16 protein-coding genes, 1 tRNA gene and 2 pseudogenes are annotated in these 19,550 nt (G+C 70.1%); 9 read left to right on the forward strand and 10 right to left on the reverse strand.

Translation table 11 applies throughout. From position 1 onward, the window contains the following. Positions 1-54 precede the first annotated feature (54 nt). The gene (locus IE325_RS36185; protein ID WP_190074388.1) at positions 55-1,119 is read right to left on the reverse strand and encodes an MraY family glycosyltransferase; all 1,065 of its coding nucleotides are present in this window, start codon (positions 1,117-1,119) and stop codon (positions 55-57) included. 184 nt (positions 1,120-1,303) lie between these two features. Between IE325_RS36185 and IE325_RS36190 the strand changes: the two genes are divergently transcribed. Both IE325_RS36190 and IE325_RS36195 read left to right on the forward strand, forming a co-directional pair. Beyond that, positions 1,304-3,586 carry a (Fe-S)-binding protein gene (locus tag IE325_RS36190; RefSeq protein ID WP_190074389.1) on the forward strand — a complete coding sequence of 761 codons (2,283 nt, stop codon included), beginning with the start codon at positions 1,304-1,306 and terminating at the stop codon, positions 3,584-3,586. A gap of 105 nt (positions 3,587-3,691) precedes the next feature. Continuing rightward, complete coding sequence (locus IE325_RS36195) at positions 3,692-3,985, forward strand: zinc-ribbon domain-containing protein (RefSeq protein ID WP_190074390.1); 294 nt, start codon at positions 3,692-3,694, stop codon at positions 3,983-3,985. Between the two features lie 36 nt (positions 3,986-4,021). Here the strand turns inward: IE325_RS36195 and IE325_RS36200 are convergent, their stop codons facing one another. The 5 genes from IE325_RS36200 to IE325_RS36220 form a co-directional block, all read right to left on the reverse strand. Continuing rightward, entirely contained in the window at positions 4,022-4,720 is a 699-nt protein-coding gene (locus IE325_RS36200) for a DUF2637 domain-containing protein (protein WP_229912264.1), read from the reverse strand. A gap of 288 nt (positions 4,721-5,008) precedes the next feature. Then, positions 5,009-6,154 carry an MFS transporter gene (locus IE325_RS36205; RefSeq protein WP_190074466.1) on the reverse strand — a complete coding sequence of 382 codons (1,146 nt, stop codon included), beginning with the start codon at positions 6,152-6,154 and terminating at the stop codon, positions 5,009-5,011. Between the two features lie 96 nt (positions 6,155-6,250). After that, entirely contained in the window at positions 6,251-6,862 is a 612-nt protein-coding gene (locus IE325_RS36210) for a Chromate resistance protein ChrB (RefSeq protein WP_190074391.1), read from the reverse strand. A 20-nt stretch (positions 6,863-6,882) separates the two neighbouring features. Further along, entirely contained in the window at positions 6,883-7,794 is a 912-nt protein-coding gene (locus IE325_RS36215; protein WP_190074392.1) for an RNA polymerase sigma-70 factor, read from the reverse strand. Between the two features lie 111 nt (positions 7,795-7,905). Next, positions 7,906-8,805 carry a calcium-binding protein gene (locus tag IE325_RS36220; protein ID WP_190074393.1) on the reverse strand — a complete coding sequence of 300 codons (900 nt, stop codon included), beginning with the start codon at positions 8,803-8,805 and terminating at the stop codon, positions 7,906-7,908. A gap of 265 nt (positions 8,806-9,070) precedes the next feature. Here IE325_RS36220 and IE325_RS36225 point away from each other — a divergent pair, with 265 nt between their 5' ends. Then, entirely contained in the window at positions 9,071-10,384 is a 1,314-nt protein-coding gene (locus tag IE325_RS36225; RefSeq protein WP_229912265.1) for an FG-GAP repeat domain-containing protein, read from the forward strand. Between the two features lie 85 nt (positions 10,385-10,469). On the opposite strand, the gene IE325_RS36230 is transcribed toward IE325_RS36225, so the two are convergent. Then, complete coding sequence (locus IE325_RS36230) at positions 10,470-11,084, reverse strand: hypothetical protein (RefSeq protein ID WP_190074394.1); 615 nt, start codon at positions 11,082-11,084, stop codon at positions 10,470-10,472. 320 nt (positions 11,085-11,404) lie between these two features. Here IE325_RS36230 and IE325_RS36235 point away from each other — a divergent pair, with 320 nt between their 5' ends. From IE325_RS36235 to IE325_RS36245, 3 genes are all read left to right on the forward strand, one after another. Beyond that, positions 11,405-12,883 (forward strand): VCBS repeat-containing protein, encoded by a 1,479-nt coding sequence (locus IE325_RS36235; RefSeq protein ID WP_190074395.1) that lies wholly within the window; start codon positions 11,405-11,407, stop codon positions 12,881-12,883. A 74-nt stretch (positions 12,884-12,957) separates the two neighbouring features. Further along, the gene (locus IE325_RS36240) at positions 12,958-14,373 is read left to right on the forward strand and encodes an FG-GAP repeat domain-containing protein (protein ID WP_190074396.1); all 1,416 of its coding nucleotides are present in this window, start codon (positions 12,958-12,960) and stop codon (positions 14,371-14,373) included. 37 nt (positions 14,374-14,410) lie between these two features. Further along, positions 14,411-15,424 carry a Yip1 family protein gene (locus tag IE325_RS36245; protein ID WP_190074397.1) on the forward strand — a complete coding sequence of 338 codons (1,014 nt, stop codon included), beginning with the start codon at positions 14,411-14,413 and terminating at the stop codon, positions 15,422-15,424. A gap of 61 nt (positions 15,425-15,485) precedes the next feature. Here IE325_RS36245 and IE325_RS36250 read toward each other — a convergent pair whose 3' ends face one another. After that, on the reverse strand, positions 15,486-15,983 hold the full coding sequence (locus tag IE325_RS36250; RefSeq protein WP_190074398.1) for a phosphoribosyltransferase: 498 nt from the start codon (positions 15,981-15,983) through the stop codon (positions 15,486-15,488). Continuing rightward, positions 15,980-16,555 carry a dCTP deaminase gene (dcd, locus tag IE325_RS36255; RefSeq protein WP_190074399.1) on the reverse strand — a complete coding sequence of 192 codons (576 nt, stop codon included), beginning with the start codon at positions 16,553-16,555 and terminating at the stop codon, positions 15,980-15,982. Before dcd ends, IE325_RS36250 begins: the two co-directional genes overlap by 4 nt. A gap of 523 nt (positions 16,556-17,078) precedes the next feature. Here dcd and IE325_RS36260 point away from each other — a divergent pair. Together IE325_RS36260 and IE325_RS46340 are read left to right on the forward strand one after the other, a co-directional pair. After that, a tRNA-Gly gene (locus IE325_RS36260) sits at positions 17,079-17,152 on the forward strand. A gap of 317 nt (positions 17,153-17,469) precedes the next feature. Further along, positions 17,470-17,678 (forward strand): annotated as a pseudogene (locus IE325_RS46340) (hypothetical protein); the annotation flags it as partial. Here the strand turns inward: IE325_RS46340 and IE325_RS36265 are convergent. Further along, positions 17,644-18,241 (reverse strand): annotated as a pseudogene (locus tag IE325_RS36265) (maleylpyruvate isomerase N-terminal domain-containing protein); the annotation flags it as partial. The pseudogenes IE325_RS46340 and IE325_RS36265 sit on opposite strands and share 35 nt — an antisense overlap. Positions 18,242-18,425: 184 nt before the next feature. On the opposite strand from IE325_RS36265, the gene IE325_RS36270 reads away from it, so the two are divergent. Beyond that, a complete protein-coding gene (locus IE325_RS36270; RefSeq protein WP_190074400.1) occupies positions 18,426-19,535 on the forward strand; it encodes a sugar ABC transporter substrate-binding protein in 1,110 nt (369 codons plus the stop codon). Positions 19,536-19,550: the final 15 nt, after the last annotated feature.

Below are 19,550 nucleotides of genomic sequence, written 5' to 3' on the forward strand. Positions count from 1 at the left end.
TGTGCACGACGGCCCGGAATGGGTCAACAGAGCTGAGTCGACCCCGCTCAACTCTTATCCGTTCCTTACACGCAACTGGGCTCCGACCTGCGACGATGTAGCCTGCGCCGGCGGCCGGACGGCACCCCCTACGGGGAAATAGGGTTGACGCCTAGGACCGTAGGGCTTGATGTGCAGCAGCGCGAATACGGCGACGAGGGCACCCAGCCCCACCCACAACGCCCCGGACCGCGCCATCCATCCCATGTGCACCAGGACACCGACGAGCACCCCGGAGAAGGCCGCGACACCCAGCAGCACGGTCGCGCCCTGCGCGGTGAGGCCGATGCGGCGCAGCCGGTGGGCGAGATGGTCGGGCCCGCGCCGCAGCAGCGGCCGTCCGGCCAGCCGGCGGGACAGCGCCACCAGCAGCACATCTGCGGCGGCGAGGGCGGTGAGCGGGTAGAGCACGGCCGCGCTCGACACCGGATCGTGCCCGGCACGGGTCATCACGGCCGACGACGCCAGCACGAACCCGACGAACAGGGACCCGCACGCCCCGAGGCCGATCCGCGCGGGATGCCAGTTGTGCATGAGGAAGCCGGTCAGCGCGGCCGCCAGCACACTGAGCAGCACGGCGAGTTGGTCCATCACCTCGGCCGCCGCGCAGATGCCGACGCCGAAGGCGGTGAGCACCCCGACGGTCCCGGCCAGCCCGTCCGCGTGGTCCAGCGCCCGGAAGCCGACGGCGACCAGCACGATCCAGCCGACGGCCACCGGCGCCAGCAGGAACCCGGTGTCGGCGTACGGCACCACGAACAGCGCCGCCACGGCCGTACCGCCGACGAGGAACCGTGCCTTCACCCGCCGTACGTCGGCGACCAGCCCGAGCACGGCGACGGCGCCCGAGGCGATCAGCAGCCGCATGAACTCCGAGTCGAGCGGGGCGAAGCCCGTCCACTCCCCGGCGGCGGACACCAGGCAGGTGACGAGCGCGACGGCGACCCCGCCGAGGAGCGGCAGCGGGCGCCGGCACCGCCGGTCGAGCACACCGAAGCGCAGCGCGGGCAGGCGGAGCAGCGCGGTGAGCAGGGCGGTGAGGAGGAGGGCGGTGGTGGCGGCGGCGATCCCGTAAAGCACGGAGCTAGATTAGTGGCGTATATACCATTTCGGGATGAATAACACGAATCGTTCTTAAGGCAACCCTCAGCGACTCAGATCACCTCGCGGCTGGCTACAGTGCGACGGAGGATGCGGGTAGTCTCAGAGGACTGCATAAGTTACCGCTTAGTAATGTCGCCTCGCAGGCCCGAGGAGCCCCGAAATGCAACTCGCCGCGATCATCGTGTCGCTGGTCCTGATCGTGGTGGGCGTGGCACTGTTCGGCCGCGCCCTCCTGCAGATCTTCAACTTCCTGCGGCTCGGCCAGAACGTGCCCGCCGGATCCCGGACCAACGACCCCTACCAGCGGACCGTCACCCTGGTGAAGGAGTTCCTGGGGCACACCCGGATGAACCGCTGGGGCATCGTCGGCATCGCGCACTGGTTCGTCGCGATCGGCTTCTACACACTGCTGCTGACGATCGTCAACGCCTTCGGCCAGCTGTTCAAGGCCGACTGGATCCTGCCGGTCATCGGCGACTGGGCGCCGTACAACATGTATGTCGAGTTCATCGGCACCATGACGGTGATCGGCATCGCCACGCTGGTCGTCATCCGGCAGCTGTCCCGGCCGGGCAGGGCGGGCCGCAAGTCCCGCTTCGCGGGCTCGAACACCGGCCAGGCCTACTTCGTCGAGACGATCATCCTGATCGTCGGTGTCTGCATCTTCATGCTGCACGCGCTGGAGGGCGCCCAGCACCATGTGGACGGCTACGAGGCCTCGTTCTTCATCTCGTACCCGGTGGTGCACTGGCTGGAGGGCATGGACCTCTCCACGCTCCAGAACCTCACCTACTTCTTCGCCGCCCTGAAGATCGCCGCCTCGTTCATCTGGATGATCGTCGTCTCTCTGAAGACCGACATGGGCGTGGCCTGGCACCGCTTCCTGGGCTTCCCGAACATCTGGTTCAAGCGCAACGCCACCGGTGAGACCTCGCTGGGCGCCCTGCTGCCGATGACCTCCGGCGGCGAGCCGATCGACTTCACCGACCCCGGTGACGACGACGTCTTCGGTGTCTCCCAGGTCGAGCAGTTCTCCTGGAAGGGCCTGCTGGACTTCTCCACCTGCACCGAGTGCGGCCGCTGCCAGTCGCAGTGCCCCGCCTGGAACACCGGCAAGCCGCTCTCCCCCAAGCTGCTGATCATGTCCCTGCGCGACCACGCGCACGCCAAGGCGCCGTATCTGCTGGCCGGCGGCGGCAAGACGATGGAGGGCGAGGAGAAGGCGTCCGAGGAGCAGCTGGCGGGCGTGCCTGCGGCGGCTCTCGCGGAGGCCGAGCGTCCGCTCATCGGCACCGTCGAGGAGAACGGCGTCATCGACCCGGACGTCCTGTGGTCCTGCACCACCTGCGGTGCCTGTGTCGAGCAGTGCCCCGTGGACATCGAGCACGTCGACCACATCGTCGACATGCGCCGCTACCAGGTGATGATCGAGAGCGCGTTCCCGTCCGAGGCGGGCACCATGCTCAAGAACCTGGAGAAGAAGGGCAACCCCTGGGGCCTGGCGAAGAAGCAGCGCCTGGAGTGGCTGAAGGAAGTCGACTTCGAGGTGCCGGTCGTCGGCAAGGACATCGAGGACCTCACCGAGGTCGAGTACCTGTACTGGGTCGGCTGCGCCGGCGCCCTGGAGGACCGGGCCAAGAAGACCACCAAGGCCTTCGCCGAGCTGCTGCACATGGCGGGCGTGAAGTTCGCGATCATGGGCGGCGACGAGAAGTGCACCGGTGACTCCGCCCGCCGCCTCGGCAACGAGCCCCTGTTCCAGGAGCTCGGCATGGAGAACGTCATGGCACTGAACATGGCGTTCGGCGAGGAGATGGACGACGAGGGCAAGGTGACGCCCGAGTCGGCCAAGCCCAAGTCGGCGAAGAAGATCGTCGCCACCTGCCCGCACTGCCTCAACACGATCGGCAACGAGTACCCGCAGATCGGCGGCGACTACGAGGTCATCCACCACACCCAGCTGCTCCAGCACCTCGTCGACGAGGGCAAGCTGGTCCCGGTGACCCCGGTCGAGGGCATCATCACCTACCACGACCCCTGCTATCTGGGCCGGCACAACAAGATCTACACGCCGCCGCGCGAGATCATCGCCGCCGTCCCGGGCGTCCGCAACGAGGAGATGCACCGCCACAAGGAGCGCGGCTTCTGCTGTGGCGCCGGTGGCGCCCGGATGTGGATGGAGGAGCGGATCGGCAAGCGCATCAACAACGAGCGCGTCGACGAGGCCCTCTCCGTGAACCCGGACATCGTCTCCACCGCCTGCCCGTTCTGCCTCGTCATGCTCACGGACTCCGTGAACGGCAAGAAGAACGAGGGCAAGGCCAAGGAGTCCATCCAGGTCGTCGACGTCGCCCAGTTGCTGCTGGAGTCCGTGAAGACCCCGGTGGACCCGCAGGACAGCGCGGAGACGGAGAACGAGCCGGAGCCCGAGCCGGTGAAGTAGCCGGGCCTTTACGGCAGCACTACGGCGCCCCCTGTTCCGTACGGGACAGGGGGCGCCGTAGTGCGGCAGGCTGTAGGGCAGGAACCGATCGGAAGGACCCACGGCGTGATCATCTTCGGCACCAAGGGCTATCTCTACCAGCTCGCGATACTCACGCTGGTGTGCGGCCGGTGCGGCAACCCCGCGGCACACACGCTCAGGAAGCGCGTCACCAAGTTCACGCTGTTCTTCGTGCCGTTGTTCCCGGTCTCGACCAAGTACGCGACGCAGTGCACCTTCTGCGGCGCGGAACAGAAAGTGCCCCAGGAGCAGGCCGAGCAGCTCCAGGCGCAGGCCACCGCCGGGGGTCCCGGTGGTCAGCAGCCGTACGGACAGCCTCAGCAGCCGTACCGGTCCTGACCCGCCGTCGGGCATTCCGGAACCCCCGGCGGCGGCCTACGGCTTCGGCTGCTTGGGCCCGCCGTTCATCGTGTCGGCGGCGTGCTTGGGGCCGGGCTTCGACGAGAACTGGCCGACCAGCTCGCGAAAACAGACCAGTGCCGTGATCGGCGGAATTCCGACGATCACCATCGCCAGCAGGGAACCCGCCGACTGGCCGATGCACAGGGCGACCGCCACGCCGGAGGAGATGAACATGACCGCCCAGGAACGTCGGGCGGTACGGCGCTGGACGGATGCCCGGAGAATGGACAGACCGGCCAGCAGCCACGGCCCGTACACCGTCAGCGGCCACCAATGCGCCAGTTTCGGCGAGACCACGAGCAGCGCGATGGAACGCAGCTGATCGTATGAATACGAAATGGACCAGGTGAGCATCGTCACTGCACACAGGGTGATGAGTGTGACCAGGATCGAGACGGTGAGGAACCTCGGGTTTCGGGTGATGCTGTGGGTGCCGGGCTGTGGTCGTCTGCGGTGCACCGGGCGGGGCGTGGGCGTCCGCTCCTTCTCCCGCCTGGGCGGCACGGGTTCCGCGACATGGGTGGCACCCAGCATCTGGGCCAGTTCCTGGTCCAGGTCCCAGCCTTCGGGCGAGAACCCCGTCGTCTGGTCGGAGACCTGCCACAGGTTGTGCATGTCGAGCTGCTGCGTGTAATGAGGCTGTTCGCCTACCGCGTCATAGTCGGTCCTCATTTCTAGAACTTTTCCCCTTCCATCGCGGCCCGGAGATATTCACGCTCCATCCGACTGATGGTTTTCAGGAAATCGTCCAGAAGATCGGAGCAGTGTGTAATGCTGTCCGCTGCGGTCTGATCAGCTGCCTGAAACGAACGGGGCGGGAGAGCCTCAGCTGCGTGTTTTTCCTGCCAAGTCACTCCCACATAACGAGTGCCACACGGGGCAGGACATCTGGCATTCGGGGGAATATGCGTCAACGGTGATTATCAGGAATATCCAATGACAGCGCCCGGAAGCTGAAATTCATACATCGTCTGATTTGCCTGCGGCGAGGGCGGCGAGGGCGAGGAGCGGGCCGGCCGCGATGACGAGGGCGAGGGCCGCGTAGCCGTAGGTGAGGGTGGCCGTCGTGGCGACGGCGGCGACGAGCAGCGGGCCGCCGGCGTCGCCGAGTTCGCGGCCGAGTTCGGCGGAGCCCATGGTCTGGCCGAGCCGTTCGGCCGGGGTGGAGGCGGCCAGGGCGGCGAAGCCGAGCGGGGTGATCAGACCGGTGCCGACGCCGATGAGGGCGGCGGCGAGGAGGATGCCGGCCAGCCCGGGGAGCATCGCGCAGGCCAGCCCGGCGGCCGTGGTCAGCAGCCCGGCGGTGAGGCCGGTGCGGGTGCTGAGGCGGCCGTCGTCCAGGGCCCGCCCGGCCTTCGGCTGTACGACGGCCGCGCAGGCCGCGAGCACCGAGGCCGCGGCGCCGGTCGCGACCGTGCCGAGGCCGGCGGCGGCACCGGAGACCGGCAGGAAGCCGACGCCGACGGAGAGGGCGGCCGTCGCGGCGGCCAGAGCGGCCGTGGGCCGTAGGAACGCCGGGTCGGCCAGACGCCGGGCGAGGTCGAGCACCGTCTGACGCTGCTTGGGAAGCGGCGGTACGTGGGGTACGGCGACGGCGGCCCAGAGCGCGACGGCGACGCCGAGCACCGCCAGCACGACGAACAGCAGCCGCAGCCCGCCGGCCCACACCAGGACGCCGCCGAGGAGCGGGCCGAGGGTGTAGCCGATGGACTTGTAGAAGCCGTAGCTGCCGAACGCCCGCCCGTGCTTCGCCGCCGGGTTCAGCCGGGCGACCAGCGCGGACGCCGACGGCGAGAACGCGGAGGCCGCGGCGCCCTGACCGAGCCGGGCCGCCCAGAGCCAGCCGGGGCTGTCGGCCACGACATAGGCGGCGGAGGCCAACGCGAACGCGACCAGCCCACCGAGCAGCACCGGGCGGGCGCCGACCCGGTCGGCGAGGGTCCCGAACACCGGCTTGAGCAGCACCTCGGCACCGTCGTACAGAGCGAGCAGACCACCGAGCACAAGCAGCGACGTCACCGCGTCGTCGGAGTGCCCCCCGAGGTTGGCGGCAATGCCGTGCGCCCCGAAGGCGGTGGTGAAACCGGCGGCGTAGAGGGGCCACATCTGGGTGGCGGGGGCGACGGGGGTGGCGGTCTCGCGGGGCGGCGTCGCGGTCATGGGCGGGGCCACTTCGCGGGACGTATCGCCGTCATCGGTACCTCACTCATCCCCCGCCCCCTCCCCCGACGCCGGTGTCCCGTCCTCCGGCATCCGCTGTTCCGGTACCTGGTGCAGTGCGGCGAAGACGCGTTCGGCGTAGTCCTCGCAGGCGGTGACGCAGAGTTTGAGGCGTTCGGCGGCCGCCGGGGCCTCGGGGGCGCCGAAGACGTCGCGGGCCGTCAGATCGCGGTGCCAGCGGCGGAGCCGGTCGAGTGACTGTTCCTCTTCCTCCAGTTCGGCGAGGGTGAACTTGGCGATACGGATCTCCCTGGCCAGCTCCTCCTCGTACTTGCCGCAGTCGGCGAGGAACTCGGCCCAGTCCGCGGAGCGCGCCGCGGTGAACATCTCCCGCAGCCGCTGCCCGTCCTGCGCACCGCGCCCGGTCGCCGCCAGCGACACCGCCTCGCCCCCGGCCCGCTCGGTCAGCTCCAGCGCACGGGCGATCCCGGCGCCGAACACCGGCACGTCCGGTACGGCCCACACCCCCTGCCCGAGCGACAGCGCGCCGATCTTCCGCAGCTCCCGCCAGACGGCGACCCGGTGGCGAGAGGGCTCGGCGGGGACCTTCACGACGAGCACGATCCAGCGAGTTCCGGTGCCGTTGTCAGTCACACCAGAAAATGTATCAGCGGTTACATCCGCCAGCCAGGGGTGGTGAGCCGGTGCGTCGAGCGTTCGTACGCCGCCAGCTTCTCCGGGGTCAGCACCCAGTACAGGGCGTCGATGCCGTCCGGGCCCACGGTGGCGCTCACCAGGGCGACCGGCGTCCCGTCCTGGACGAGCAGCACACAGGGCTCCCCGTTGGCCTCGACGATGCTGTATTCGGCGCCCGGGAAGAACTTCTGGGCGAAGGCGGTGACCTTGGCGACACGGTCGACGCCGATGATCTCCAGACGGGCCACACCCCGCATGCCGTTGCCGTCCGCGTAGGCGACGACGTCGGCCGCCAGCACATCCTCCAGCGCGGCCACGTCACCGTCCCGCGCCGCCGCGACGAACGCGTCGAGCAGTCGCCGGTGCTCCGCCGGGTCGACGGGGTCGCGGCGCTCGGCGGACAGCCGCTTGCGGGCCCGGCTGACGATCTGCCGGGTGTTGGCCTGGCTCTGCTGGATCATGACCGCGATGTCGTCGTAGGGGTAGTCGAAGGCCTCGCGCAGGACGTAGGCCGCCCGCTCCACGGGGTTCAGCTTCTGAAGGACATGCAGCACCGCCAGCCGCAGCGCCTCGCCGCGCTCCGCGCCGACCTGCGGATCGACGCCGGTGTCCACGGGCTCGGGCAGCCACGGTCCGACGTACGCCTCGCGCCGCACCCGCGCCGACTGGGCCACGTTGATGGCGAGCCGGGTGGTGATCTTCGCCAGATACGCCCCGGGTTCCTCCACCGTGGCCCGGTCGACGCCCTGCCAGCGCACCCACACGTCCTGCACCACGTCCTCGGCCTCGGAGACGCTGCCGAGGACGCGGTAGGCGATGCCGAAAAGTCTGGGCCGCAGCTCCTGGAACGCGTCCGCCGCCTGCTCCAACGACTGCCCGCCGTCCGCCATGGTGCGCCTCGCCTCCGCGGGTCGGGTGGGGCACGCCTCCCGGCGCGGGAGCGGCCCGCTCGTCGGATCCTACGGCGGCCGCGCCGGGAGGGCAGAAGGTGGGTCGGCCGGTCAGTCCTGGCGTTCGACGTCCGTGCCGGGCCCGCCCGAGAGGGTGTCGCGGCCCGGCCCGCCGTACAGCTTGTCGTTGCCGCTGTTGCCGTAGATGGTGTCGTCGCCGCTGTTGCCGTAGAGGATGTCGTCGCCCGGGTCGCCGTACAGCCAGTCGTTCCCGGTGCCGCCGCGCACCGTGTCCTTGCCGGCGCCGCCGTTCAGGCGCTGCCGGCCCGCGCCGCCGTCGATGACATCGTTGCCCGCGCCGCCGTCCGCGTCGCTCTCGTCGCCGGCGGCCGTGATCCGGTCGGCGCCGTTCCCGCCCATGTTGATGGTGCCGTCGGCGCCGCGCATGGTGTCGTTGCCGTCGCCGCCGAGGGCCACCGCGGAGGAGCCGAGCGTGATGGTGTCGTCGCCCGTGCCGCCGAGGACCTGGCTGCCGTCGACGCCGCCGGTCTGGGTCGAGGTGTCCCTTCCGGCGCCGAGGTCGAACGAGGCCATGTAGTAGGCCTGGTCGGTGGCGTTGGCGTACTTGACGGTGTCGTCGCCGTCACCGAGCCGCGCGTTCAGCGTGGGGTACGGGTCCTGGCTCTCCAGGGTCGCAACCTCGCAGGAGACCTTGGTGGGGTCCGCGGCGTCGGGGTGGGTGCAGCCCTCCCCCGCGGTGATCGGGACGACGTCGTCGATGACGTAGGTGATGCTCGCCAGGCCCTCGGCGGCGGTGGCGGTGACGGTCACCTTGTTGGCCTGGCCGGACGCCGCGGTGTACTCGATCGACCGGTCGTTGAGGCGCTCCGCGTGGGCGGAGGAGGGCGCGGCGCCGGCCACGCCCGACAGGGCGGCGATCGACGCGGTCAGGGCGAGGGTCACGGCCGTTGTCGTGAGTAATGCCTTGCGGCCTGCGGGGCGGGAGAGCATCGGTGAACCTCCGTGGGGAGTGGGTGATTTCGACACCCCAGGTGACCGCCCGCCGATGCGGCGGGTTGTGGCCCGACGCGGACCGTGACATATCGGCATCCGCACGTCGCACGGACTTTCCCGGGAATTCATGTCCAGAGCGCGGGGTGGGGCTTTCGGCCACTCTCGGATCACGGCCCAGCCCACGTCCGCACAGGACTGTCGCCCCCTGTCGAACGCGTGCATCATTACCCAGTTGTTGCCGATGATGCTGACGAGGTGAGCGGTGCGCGCGCGAAGATACGGGATCTGCACGACGGCCCTGACCTGCACCCTCGTCACCCTCGGCGCCCTGACGGCCTGCGGCGGCACCTCGCACGACGGCGCTTCCGGGCCCGCCCGGCACACCCCCGTCCAGGTGGCCGACGCTCCCGCCCTGCTCCCCGTACCGCAGGGGAAGGGCAGCAAGACACCCGACGACTTCAACGGCGACGGCCACCGTGACCTCGTCCTCAACGACCTGGTCAAGGCACAGGCCCACGCGGACGACGCGGGGATCGGCATCGTCTACGGCGGTGAGCGCGGACTCGCCCCGGGCGCACGGCAGTTGCTCAGCCCCGAGCGGCAGGCCGCCCCGACCGACGGACAACTCCCGGCCGTCTTCGACGCGGAGGCGACCTGCGACCTCGACGGCGACGGCTTCACCGACCTGGTGGTCTCCACCGACCCGCCCTACGACGGCCAGGGCGCGCCCCCGGTGCCGTTGCAGATCCTCTTCGGCTCACCGAAGGGCCTGGCCGGCAAGGCCGTCAAGCTGGCGATCCCGGCGCGCGCCCGCGTCGGCAACGACTGGCCCGACCAGCCGGTGTGCGGCGACTTCGACGGCGACGAGGCGCAGGACCTGGTCGTGCACGCGTCCGGCGGCCGACTGAGCTTCCTGCGGGGCCCGTTCAGCCGCAAGGGCACCCCACGCGCGGCGGGCGCACCGATCGAGGCACCCGGCAACGCCCCCAAGGGCCCGGCGGCCGACGTGAACGACGACGGATACGACGACCTGGTGGTCCGTACGGCACAGGGCACCGGCACCTCGGCGGTCGTCCTCGGCGGCCCGGCAGGCCCCACCCGCACCGGAGCCGCCCTCCCGGCCGGCATCGACGTGGCCCTCGGCAGCTTCGGCAAACGCGAGGCGACCCTGGACGCGGCGATCGGCACGATGGGCGAAACGTCCCTGCGCTACGACGTCACGACGACGCCCGCACGCGGCACCCTCCCCTCCCCCGGCTCCACCCTCGACGCCGCCGACTTCGACGGCGACGGCCTGAGCGAACTCCTCTCCAGCGGCTCACGGTTGCGGATCTTCCACGGCCGTACGGCGGGACTCGCGACGACGGGCATGGTGACCGTCGAACCACCCGCGCGCGGCACCACCCGCGTCGTATCGACCGGCGACTTCGACGGGGACGGACGGGCGGACCTCGTCGTACGGACGTATACCGGCGAGACGAAGGACACGGTCGCGGTGTACCCGGGGGCGGAGAAGGGGCTGGTGGCGGCGGAGCCGTCGGTGACGTTTTCCAGCTCGGAGTTCCTGGCGAAGTAGCGGGGGCTGGGGGGGGGAGTTGAGGGCTGGGGGCGTTCGGGGCGGGGTTGACCGGCTGAGGTGTATGCGCGTCGTCCGGGCCCGCTCAGTCCCCGACCCGCGCCCCGATGGCCCGTGCCCGGCGGCGGGCCTCGGGGCTGAGGCCCTTGCGGCGGGGGTCGGTGCGGGTGTCGTAGGCGGTGGGCTGGGTGAGGCAGTCCAGTCCCCGCAGGCCCGGCTTGGCGACCACGCAGGCGAAGCGCGGGTCGCCCGCGTACCAGAGCTCCTCGTCGTAGTCCTTCAGCGCCTCATGGGTCCAGGCCCGGAGCAGCGCGGCCGCCAGCCGCAGCGACGCCGTCCGCTCCGGGTCGTCGGGGTCGGGCAGCACGAAGACCGCTCTGCCCTTGTCGATCCGGACGGCGCCGTGCTGGCGGCGCCACGGGTACACGGCGAGGATGCGCCGGATCCGCGCCCCCTGCGCGAGGCGGCCGAGGGCCCGGATCGCCGCGAGCGCGATCACGAACAGCACGAACACCATGGGCACCACGGCCGTCACCGGCAACCGCATGACCGTGACATACAGCGCGCCGCTCCAAAGCCCCACCCAGCCGAGGGACTTGGCCAGATTCCACGCCGCCCAGCGGCGGAGGGCACGGCGGGTGCCGGGTGTGTCCCAGGCGACCGTGCCGTCGAAGCCCTGCTTCTCGAGTTTCATGGTCATGTGCCCGCCCCTGATCAGGTCCACGCCGGCCGCGCCAGATGATGGCACGGCGGGGCGGAGAGGCCCGGCGAGGTCACGGAATCCACACGAAATGGACGCGGTTACCTGCTCGCCGTACACCCCCGACCGCGCCCGCGCCCCCCTCTACCCTCGCCCCACAGATTTACCGAACTCACGTACAACCCTTCCACCCCACCGCGAGTCTCCTGATCGCCGACCGCTAGGTGAACCCGAGGACAACTCCCGGCCAACCCCCGCGGTCGCACCCCACCAACTGCGGATGCCCGCCCGGCATCCCCGCATGCAGCAGGAGAACCCGCATGCACAAGCACCAGCTGAGACTCGCCCTCGCGACGGCCACCGCGGCCGCGCTGACGGGCGGTCTGCTCGGCCTCTCCGCCGCCGGCACGGCGAGCGCCGCCGACTCGGCCACCGTCCCGCACGCCGACTTCAACGGCGACGGCAGGGGCGACGTGGCCTTCTCCGCCGACGGCGCCTACGTCGACGGCAAGAAGGAGGCCGGCCAGCTCGTCGTCCTGTACGGCACGGCCACCGGCGTCTCGTCCGCCAAGCGGCACACCATCAGCCAGAACACCACCGGCGCCCCCGGCACCGCCGAGGCCGGCGACCGCTTCGGCTACGACACCGCCTACGCCGACTTCAACGGCGACGGCTACGACGACATCGCGGTCGGCGCCCAGGGCGAGGACGCCGGCAGCGACGTCGACGGCGGCGGCCTGGCCATCTTCTGGGGCTCGGCCTCCGGCATCACCGGCAAGGGCGTCACGGTCGCCGACCCGGCCCCCACCGCGCACGACCGCTGGGGCAAGAACCTCGCGGCCGGCGACTTCGACGGCGACGGCAAGGCCGACCTGGCCGTGGGCAGCAACAACACCACGGTGTACGTCCTCAAGGGCGGCTTCTCCAGCTCCGGCACCCCCGGCGGCCGTTACACCGTCAAGCCCCCGATCGTCGGCACGGAACTGAACGGCCCCCTGAACCTCACCGCAGGCGACGTCAACGGCGACAAGCGCACCGACCTCGTCATCGACGGCTACGAGAACCAGACCGAGTACGGCTGGAACCGGAACTACTACGTCCCCGGCTCCTCCACCGGCCTGTCCACGGCCAACATCCGCACGATCAAGCCCGGCGTGATCACCGCCATCGGCGACATCGACAACGACGGCTACGGCGACATCGTCAGCGGCGCCGCCTGGAACGCCACCGCCTCCGACGGCACCTCCGTCCCCGACTCCGCCAAGGGCGGCAAGGTCTGGGTGACGTACGGCACCGCCTCCGGCCCCGGCACGGCCACCGGCATCACCCAGGACACCGGCAACGTCCCCGGCGGCTCCGAGACCAACGACATGTTCGGCTACGAGCTCGACCTCGGCGACATCAACGGCGACCACTACCTCGACCTCGCCATCGGAGTCGCGGGCGAGGACTTCGGCAGCGCGGTGAACACCGGAGCCGTCACGATCCTGTACGGCGGCCCGAACGGCCTGAACACCACCTCGGGCGCGCAGTCCCTCGCGCAGAGCACCGCGGGCGTCCCCGGCAACGACGAGAACAACGACATGTTCGGCATCGACGTCAAGCTGGACGACGTGAGCGGCGACGGCAAGGCCGATCTGATCGCCGGCTCCGCCGAGAACGACGGCAACGGCGGCGTCACCTACCTGCCGTCCAACGGGTCGAAGATCACCACCACCGGCTCCCGCACCATCGCCCCGAGCACCTCGGGCGTCTCGACGACGGGCTCGCCGTACTTCGGCGCGAACTTCGCCGACTGAGCCGCCGTACGCGACATCCGGCCGGGCCCGTCCCTCCACGGGCCCGGCCGTCCACCACCCGCAGGAGACCCCACATGGCCCGCCTCCCCGCCCTGGCCCTCGCGACGGCGACCGTCGCCGCGACGCTCACGCTCCTCACCCCCACCCCCGCCACCGCGGCCCCCGCCAAGTACGCCGACGACTTCAACGGCGACGGCTACCGCGACCTCGCCACCGCCGCCCCGTACACCCCGGTCGGCGGCAAGACCGACGCGGGCGCGGTCGTCGTCAACTACGGCTCCGCGAACGGCATCAGCGCCGCCCGCCGCACCGTCATCACCCAGAACACGGCCGGCATCCCCGGCACCGCCGAGCAGGGCGACAAGTTCGGCCGGGCCCTCACCTCCGGCGACCTCAACCGGGACGGATACGCCGACCTCGTGGTCGGCTCCACGGGCGAGAACGCCGGCGCGGGTGCCGTAGTGATCGTCTGGGGCGGCAAGAACGGCCTCTCCGGCGGCCAGGTCGTCCCCGACCCGGCGACCTCGGCCCATGACGAGTACGGCATGTCCCTGACCGTCGGCGACTTCAGCGGGGACGGCAAGGCGGACCTCGCCGTCGGCAGTACCGGCAGCGACATCTGGATCCACAAGGGCGGCTTCCTCAAGGCCTCCGGCGCCGCGTCCCGCTACAAGGTCGCCACCGACCTGTACACCGGCGCCATCTACGGCTCCCAGCACCTGGCCGCCGGCGATGTGAACGGCGACGCCATCGCCGACCTGATCGTCAGCGGCACGCAGGCGGAGACATACGACAACGGCACCTTCGTCTACCAGGGCGCCGCCTCCGGCCTCGCCCGCAAGACCTTCATCAAGAACGGCGCCTACGAGCTGGCCGCGGTCGGCGACCTCAACGGCGACGGCTACGCCGACGTGGTCACCTCGACGTACGGCGACGACGGCACGACGAGCCTCGGCGGCTCCCTCAACGCCTACCTCGGCAGCGCCGACGGCCTGCGCACCCGCCCCCAGACCACGATCACCCAGGACACCCCCGGCGTCCCGGGCTCGGACGAAGAAGGCGACTGGTTCGGCAACGCCCTCTCCATCGCCGACATCAACCGCGACGGCTACGCGGACGTGGCGGTGGGCACCCTGCACGAGACGATCGGCACGGCGAAGATCGCGGGCAGCGTGACGGTGCTCCGCGGCTCCGCCACCGGCCTGACAGCCACCGGCGCCCAGTCCTTCACCCAGAACACGTCCGGCGTCCCCGGCACCGCCGAGTCCGCCGACCGCTTCGGCGCCTCGGTACGCCTCTCCGACCTGACCGGCGACGGCCGGGCCGACCTCTCCATCGGCGCGGACGGCGAGAACCACCCGGCGGGCGCCATCTACAGCCTGCGCGGCGCGGCCACTGGCGTGACGACGACCAAGGCGACCAGCTTCGGCCCCGGCTCGCTGGGCCTGCCGACGGGGTACCTGCGGCTGGGCCAGGTGATGCTGGGCTGACCACCCCCTAGGTAGGGCGTATATCTGCCCCTAGGGGATGTCACAGCTCGGCAGCAATGGGGGGCCCGAATGCCGGGGCCCGGCACGCGATTCCCCGGGACCAGGTACGTTCGAAGACGTGGCTGGATTCAGGATCGGACGGGGCAGCCGGAACAACGGCACCCCGCAAACGCGCCCCCAACAACCTCCGTACGGGCAGCAGGCGCCCCAGGGACCGTCGTACGGCTATCCCCCGCCGCCGCAGCCGGGCGGCGGGGGCGGCGGCGGCTGGCCGCAGGCGAACGGCGGCGGTGGCCACGGCGGTTACGGCGGCCACGGTCAGCAGGGCGGTCACGGGGGCCACGGCGAGCCGGAGTACTTCGGCGACGACGGCGGCTATCCGCACAACCCCCCGCACGACCCGTACGCGGCGAACAACCCGGGTCACACCCAGGCGTTCTCGGTCAACGACGACCCCTACAACCAGGGCGGCACCTACCAGGCGGGCGCGGCCCCGGCCGGCCCGATCGGCCCCCGCCTGCACTGGAAGCCCCTGCTGCGCGGCGTCGTCCTCTCCCCCACCCAGACGTATCTGCAGATGCGGGACTACACGATGTGGGGCCCGGCCCTGATCGTGACGTTCCTCTACGGCCTCCTGGCCGTCTTCGGCTTCGACACGGCACGAGAGGACGCGATCAACGCGACCCTCTCGAACGCGGTCCCGATCGTCGCGGTAACAGCGATCGCGATGGTGGTGTCCTCCTTCGTCCTGGGCGTGGTGACCCACAGCCTGGCCCGCCAGCTCGGCGGCGACGGCGCCTGGCAGCCCACGGTCGGCCTCTCCATGCTGATCATGTCCCTGACCGACGCCCCCCGCCTGGTCTGCGCCATGTTCGCCGGCGGCGACGCGACCTTCGTCCAGATCCTCGGCTGGGCCACCTGGGTGGCGGGCGGCGCCCTCCTCACCCTGATGGTCTCCAAGTCCCACGACCTGCCGTGGCCCAAGGCCCTGGGCGCGAGCTCGATCCAGCTGATCGCACTGCTGTCGATCGTGAAGCTGGGCACGTTCTAGGCAGACGGGTAGGAGAAAGGCCCCCGGCGAGAAAGCCGGGGGCCTGTTTTATCGACGTGTCTCAGGCGTCGAGGACTTGCCCGTCCCGCCGGACGACAGGAGGCAGGACACTCCACGGAAAGTTGATCCACTCATCGGTCCGCTTCCACACGTACTCGCACTTCACGAGGGAGTGGGACTTCTCATAGATCACGGCGGACCGCACCTCGGCGACATGGTCGAGGCAGAAGTCGTGGACGAGCTTGAGCGTCTTGCCTGTGTCGGCGACGTCGTCGGCGATCAGCACCTTCTTGTCGGTGAAGTCGATGGCGTTGGGGACGGGAGCGAGCATGACGGGCATTTCAAGCGTCGTGCCCACACCCGTATAGAACTCGACGTTCACCAGATGCAGATTCTTGCAGTCAAGGGCGTAGGCGAGCCCGCCGGCGACGAAGACCCCGCCCCGGGCGATGCTGAGCACGATGTCGGGCTCGAACCCGTCGTCGGCGATGGTCTGAGCAAGCTCACGGATGGCGACGCCGAACCGCTCGTAGGTGAGGTTCTCGCGGTTGTCCGTCATACCTGGGTCCGATGGAAGTTCTGGAAGGACCGGGAGGCGGTGGGCCCGCGCTGCCCCTGGTACCGGGATCCGTACCGCTCACTGCCGTACGGGAACTCGGCCGGCGAGGAGAGCCGGAACATGCACAGCTGGCCGATCTTCATGCCGGGCCAGAGCTTGATGGGGAGCGTGGCGAGGTTGGACAGCTCAAGGGTGACGTGCCCGCTGAACCCCGGGTCGATGAACCCGGCGGTGGAGTGGGTGACGAGCCCGAGCCGCCCGAGCGAGGACTTCCCTTCGAGCCGGGAGGCCAGATCATCGGGAAGGGAGATCACCTCGTACGTGGAGGCGAGCACGAACTCCCCGGGATGCAGGATGAACGGCTCATCGCCCTCGGGCTCGACGAGCCGAGTGAGGTCAACCTGCTCGACCGAGGGGTCGATGTGCGGGTACCGGTGGTTCTCGAACACCCGGAAGTACCGGTCCAGCCGCACGTCGACACTCGACGGCTGCACCATGGTCTGGTCATAGGGATCGATCCGTACCCGCCCGGCGTCGATCTCGGCCCGGATGTCCTTGTCTGAGAGAAGCACGCCCCGAGGATACGCAAGGCGCGCGGACCGACGACAATCGCACGGCCCACGCGCCCCTGTTCCGCTACTACTGCTACCGCTACCGCTTCTCGAACTGCACCGGCACCACACTGCGGAGCCGGGCACACCGAGGACACCGGACGAGCCGGCCGGGGCCGAGGCGCTCGGCCTGCTGCATCGGGAACGAAGCGGTGCTGAACACGTGCCCATCGGCACAACGGACGACGGTGCGCTCCATCAAGTCCAAGAGTCCCTTCCCCAAGAGCCGCGTCTGGCTGCTGCCTGCCTGACGACGAGAGGCCACATTACGGGATCAAAGGGACGGCCCTCCAGGCGGCACTCCGCCCCACCCGGACCCTCTCCCACCCCTCCACCGTACGCCCCAACTCCGGCCCCCCGCAGCCGGATCCCACCCCTGAATCGACCCCCGCCTCCATGGCGTCAGCGCCCGGCGCCGGTGATGGGGTAGAGTGACGAAGCGTTCGGACACCGCCTCCGGATCATCACGGAGCGGGCGTCTTACGCGGGTGTAGTTTAATGGTAGAACATCAGCTTCCCAAGCTGAGAGCGCGAGTTCGATTCTCGTCACCCGCTCCAGAGAAAAACCCCAGGTCAGCGACCGGGGGTTTACTTGTTGACTAGACCATTCTGGGGGGCTCCGTGCCCCAAGTCGCGCGAATGCGCAATGGCGAGACGCATTTTCCATGAGCTGGGCCACATAGTCAGCAAACGGTACGCAAGTCACGTACGCAAAGGGCGACTTGCTGACGCGCGGCCCGACGCGACGCACTCGCCCGCCGGATACGCCTGCTGGTCGCCGCGACCATCACCACAATGCCGTGGCCCGCCCGTTTCGTTGGAACTGGGCCAGCCCCGCCAGACTGGGGACGACGGTGCCGCCCGCCGCTGCGAACCGCTACATCCTCAACCCGCCGGCACCACCGCCCGCATCCACCAGCACCTCAACATGGGCGAGGTCGACTTCGACGAACTCTTCCGCGAGCTGCGCGCGAACGGCTTCGACGGGACGCTCACCACCTGTGTGTTCGCCCGGGAGGAGAAGGCGAAGGAGTCTTCCCTGTTCAGACCGAGGCGCTGGCCGTGTCCGGGCGCTCGGCGGTAGGGGTGGCGGGCAGGAGGGTGGACCGTGTGCCGTTTCCGTCGACGGTGCGGCGCCGGGAGCGGCCCTCGGTGGCGTGGAAGTCGAAGGCCGTGGGCCTGTGCGGCCAGGCGGTCGTCGTCGCGACGCAGGTGGACAGGAACTCGTCGACACCGTCGAGTGCCACCTCGTCCGGCAGGGGCTGCGGGGCACCCAGGACGACCTGGGCGTCGTAGGTGTGCACCACGGTCTCCTGGACCCGGTGCCGGGCGACGCCGCCGGCGTTCCGCGGCGACTGCGACGTACCCCACCACGTCCGGCAACCGCGATCCGGGCCCTCCTCCCGCAGCGCGCCCAGCAGCAGCCGCGTCGACGCGGCCGACCAGGCCGGCAGGGCCTCGCGCGCTCGGCAGCGGCCCAGAAGCGGTCCCCCGGCCCAGGTGCTGCACCAGATCGAACAGCGTCCACTCGGGGCAGGTCGGCACCTGCACGTCGAGGTCGGGCGCGGCGGCGATCGCGGCACGGAAGGAGGTCGACCGTTCGTCGAGCAACCGCAGCAGGTCGGAGAACTCGAGTGTCATGGGCACCACGCGTGTTTATCGCCCGCCCTCGGGCGACACGGTGCCCCCATTCCGAAACGCCGCCACCGCGTTCACCGCCATCGCCACTGTTTGCCCGCATATCAACCGTTCCGCACCACCCGGCCTATCCTGACAGTGAGTGGCCAACGTCGATGGTCAGGGGGTTCTCGGACGATCGAGGGAGCACCCCATGAGTGCGTGCCGGAGGCGTACGGCCATCGCCGCCGTGTTGTCGCCGGCCATGGCCGTGTCCCTGGTGGCCTGCGGACAGGGAGGGGAATCCGCCGGCTCGGGTGGGACCGCGCCCGGCGAGGGCGGCTTCGCGATCGGTCTGCTGCTCAGTCAGAACGTCCAGACTCGCTGGGAGGCGTTCGACAAGCCCCTGATCGAGAAGAAGATCAAGGAGCTGTGCGCGGACTGCGCGACGGAGTACGCCAACGCCGAGGGGGATGTGGCCACGCAGCAGCAACAGGTAGAGACCTTGATCGACAAGGACGTCAGGGTCCTGCTCCTCAGCGCTGTGAACTTCAGATCACTCCGTTCCTCGGTCGAGAGGGCACACGACGCGGGCATCCCGGTCGTCGCCTACGACGGCCTCGTCGAGGGCCCGATCGCGGCCCACGTCTCCTTCGACAACGAACAGGTCGGCAGGGTCCAGGGCGAGGCGCTCCTCAAGGCCCTGGGAGACAAGGCGGAGGGCGGCCAGATCGTCATGATGAACGGGCCCCAGACCTCCCCGACCCACCTTGCCTTCGAGAAGGGCGCGCGGTCCGTTCTGGAAGGCAAGGTCAGGATCGGCAAGACGTACGACACTCCGGGCTGGAGCCAGGAGACGGCCCACACCAACATGGACGGCGCCATCGCCGCCCTGGGCGCCGACAGCATCGACGGCGTCTACGCCGCCAACGACGGTCTCGCCACCGGCGTCATCTCCGCCCTCAAGGCCGCCGGCATCGACCCGCTGCCCCCTGTCACCGGCCAGGACGCCGACCTCGCGGCCGTGCGGCGCATCATCACGGGCGAGCAGTACATGAGCGTCTACAAGCCCTTCAAGGCCGAGGCCGACGCGGCCGCGGAGATGGCCGTCGCCCTGGGCCGCGGCGAGAAGCTCGACAGGATCGCCGACACCACGGTCGACACGGCCACCACCAAGGACATCCCCGCCGTCCTGCTCGACCCCGTCCCGGTGACCGTCGACGACATCAAGGCCACCGTGGTCGAGGACGGCGTGTACACGACCGAGCAGATCTGCATCCCGGAGATCGCGTCCGCTTGCAAGAAGGCCGGACTCACCGAGTGACACCGGTTGGCACGA

The organism is Streptomyces lanatus, assembly GCF_014655715.1.
In the GTDB taxonomy this organism is placed as follows: domain Bacteria; phylum Actinomycetota; class Actinomycetes; order Streptomycetales; family Streptomycetaceae; genus Streptomyces; species Streptomyces lanatus.